Source organism: Delftia sp. ZNC0008, assembly GCF_000799035.1.
GTDB lineage: Bacteria > Pseudomonadota > Gammaproteobacteria > Burkholderiales > Burkholderiaceae_C > Comamonas > Comamonas tsuruhatensis.
Map to the genome: position 1 here is coordinate 1 of NZ_JTKZ01000177.1, position 2,883 is coordinate 2,883.

General features: G+C 70.9%; 3 protein-coding genes. 2 read left to right on the plus strand and 1 reads right to left on the minus strand.

The window, feature by feature from the left end; all coding sequences use genetic code 11:
- Both L995_RS05825 and L995_RS05830 read left to right on the plus strand, forming a co-directional pair.
- Positions 1 to 887, plus strand: an 887-nt coding sequence (locus L995_RS05825; protein WP_047470081.1) for a TraB/GumN family protein, incomplete at its 5' end; no start/stop codon positions are given.
- Positions 888 to 968: 81 nt separating this feature from the next.
- Positions 969 to 1,943: a Bug family tripartite tricarboxylate transporter substrate binding protein gene (locus L995_RS05830; RefSeq protein ID WP_016446620.1), complete on the plus strand. Its 975-nt coding sequence runs from the start codon at positions 969 to 971 to the stop codon at positions 1,941 to 1,943.
- A 206-nt stretch (positions 1,944 to 2,149) separates the two neighbouring features.
- On the opposite strand, the gene L995_RS05835 is transcribed toward L995_RS05830, so the two are convergent.
- Positions 2,150 to 2,863, minus strand: coding sequence for a hypothetical protein (locus L995_RS05835; RefSeq protein WP_231574361.1), 714 nt, complete (start codon positions 2,861 to 2,863; stop codon positions 2,150 to 2,152).
- Between the last annotated feature and the right edge of the window lie 20 nt (positions 2,864 to 2,883).

Here is a 2,883-nt window from a genome sequence, read left to right on the forward strand (position 1 = left end):
CCGCGTCCGAGGCGCGCATGCCCGGCCCGGACGAGATCCGCGCCATGCAGCGCAAGGCGCAGGACCGTGGGCTGCTTTGGCGCATCGAGCACCGGGGCCGCACCAGCTGGCTCTACGGCACCATGCATGCGGCCAAGCTCGACTGGAGCGTGCCCGGCCCCACGGTGGCGGACGCGCTGCGCGCCTCCGACAGCCTGGCGCTGGAGCTGAACATCCTCGATCCCGAGGTCATGAAGGTCCTGTTCGCAGGCATGCAGGCGCGGCCCGAAGCGCCGCCGCTGCGCGGCGATCTCCAGCGCCGGCTTGAGGAGCAAAGGCGCCTGGCCTGCGCCGGCCCCGAGCTGGCCCTGCTGCGCCCCGACGCCCAGGTGATCTCCCTGTTGTCGCTGGCCGGCCGCAGCGAGGGGCTGGACGCGTCCTATGGCATCGATTTCTCTCTGGCCGGGATGGCACGCGCTCTGGACAAGCCCGTGCTGTCCCTGGAGACGCCCGAGCTGCAATTGCGCGAACTGGTCTCGGACGACCCCGCGCGCGTGGCCGAGACGGTGGCGTCCGGCCTGCGCCAGCTGGAAAGCGGCATCGCCTCCCAGAAGCTGGGACTGATCGCACGCGTCTGGGCCGATGGCCGCATCCACCTGCTGGAGAGCCTGCCCGACTGGTGCGACTGCATGGCCAATGCCGCCGAGCGCGCCGACTACGACCGCATGGTCTATGGCCGCAACCCCGGCCTGGCGCGCGAAGTGGCGCGGCAGATCCGTTCCGGCCGCAGCGTGTTCGCCGCCGTGGGCGCCCTGCACATGGTGGGCACGCACGGCCTGCCGGCGCTGCTGGCGGCCCAGGGCTTCAAGGTGCAGCGCGTGGAGTTCCCCGCAGCCAGCCCGCCCTGAAACACACGGCCGCCGCCTCCATGAACAAGAGCAACAGGGCGCGGCCAGGACCCATCCACACCCATCCCACAGGAGACAACAATGGACCGTAGACAATTCCTGGCCGCCGTGGCGGCCTCATCCGCCGGCATGGCCGCGCCTTTTGCACAGGCGCAGGACTGGCCCGCCAGCAACATCCGCTGGGTCGTGCCCTATCCGCCCGGCGGCGGCACCGACGTGCTGGCGCGCACCGTGGCCGAGGCCATGCGCCAGACGCTGAACCAGACCATCGTGGTGGACAACCGCCCCGGCGCCTCCACCAACATCGGCGCACAGATCGTGGCCACGGCCAAGCCCGACGGCTACACCATCATGTCGGCCGACAACGCCGTGCTGGCCTACAACGAGCACCTGTTCAGCAAGCTGTCCTTCAACCCCGAAAAGGACTTCACCTACATCGGCGGCATCAGCCGCTTCCCGATGGCGCTGGTGGTGAACCCGAACTTCGAGGCCAAGACCTTCAAGGAATTCCTGGCCTACGTGAAGGCGCATCCGGGCCAGGTCAACTACGCCTCGCCCGGCAACGGCTCGCCCCACCACCTGGCCATGGAGATGTTCAAGAACCGCACGGGCACCTTCCTGACGCACATCCCCTACCGTGGCGCGGCGCCTGCGCTGGCCGACGTGATGGGTGGCCAGGTGCCCTGCATGTTCCTGGACCTGGCCTCGGGCCTGCCCGTGATCCAGTCGGGCAAGGTGCGCGCCCTGGCCATCGGCACGGGCAAGCGCGTGCCCAGCCTGCCCGAGCTGCCCACGCTGGCCGAGGTCGGCGTGCCCGACACCGAGGTCTATGCCTTCCAGGGCATCCTGGGCCCGGCCAAGATGCCCCCGGCCGTGGTGCAGCGCCTGAACGCCGAGCTCAACAAGGCCCTGGCCAACCCCGCCGTGGTCAAGCGCATGCAGGACTTCGGCATGGAGGCGCTGCCCGGCACGCCCGAGCAGTTCCTGGCCATGTCGCGCGCGGAGTCCAAGCGCTGGGGGGCGATCATCAAGAGCGCGGGCGTCAAATTGGACTGACCCCCTGAGCGGCTGCGCCGCTTCCCGTTGCACGGCGCCCCTTCTCGCTTCGCGGAGGGGGCGTACGGGCAGCCGGCGACACCCTCGGTGCGGGGCGGCGCGGCCGGCGTATGCCCTTCCTCGGTGTCTCTGGGTTGGGCCGTGGCGGGTTTGGGCGCTGGTGTGCTGGCGGTGCCTTTGGGCGTTGCTCATCGCCAATCCAGCGATCAATCCAGCGCCTTCTGCCTGCGCATGGTGGTGAAAAGAACAGCCAGGCTGGCGGCGGCGCCGGCCACGCCCAGGGCGGCGAAGAGGGGGATGCCCCACAGGCGCGGGCCCATGGTCAGCAGGCCGGGGGCCAGGCCCAGGATGAAGGCGCCGGAGACCACGGCCAGGGCCAGGCGGGTAGCGGCGCGTTCCAGTGCCAGGGAAAGCCGGTCGATGTGGCGTATGTCCAGGTCGGCCTGCAGCCGGCCCGAGCGCAGTCTTTGCATCACCAGCCGCAGGGTGTGCGGCGCGTCGTCGGCCAGTTCCAGCCACTGCGCCATGGCGGCGCGGCGCTGGCGCGCCAGGCTGCGCAGGGAGTAGCGCTGCAGCAGCTGGGCCTTGACCAGGGGCGTGGCCGTCTGCACCACGTCGAATTGCGGGTCCAGCTGCAGCAGCACCTGGTCGGCCGTGATCAGGGCCTTGAGCAGCAGCGCCATGTCGGCGGGCAGGGCCACGCCGGTTTCGCGGGCCAGGGCCATGAAGTCCTGCAGGGCGCGGGACATCACCAGGCGGCCGTTGCTGGCGCCGGGGCCATGGCGGGTCACGAAGCGGTCCACAGCGGCCTCGATGCGCGCGGCCGAGGGCGGGGCGCGGCCGGGCATTTCGCTTTCGGCCGCCCATTCCAGCAGCACGCCCGAGAGGCTGCGGCCCTGGCCCTCGACCAGGGCGCGCATCAGGCCCAGCACCTACGCGG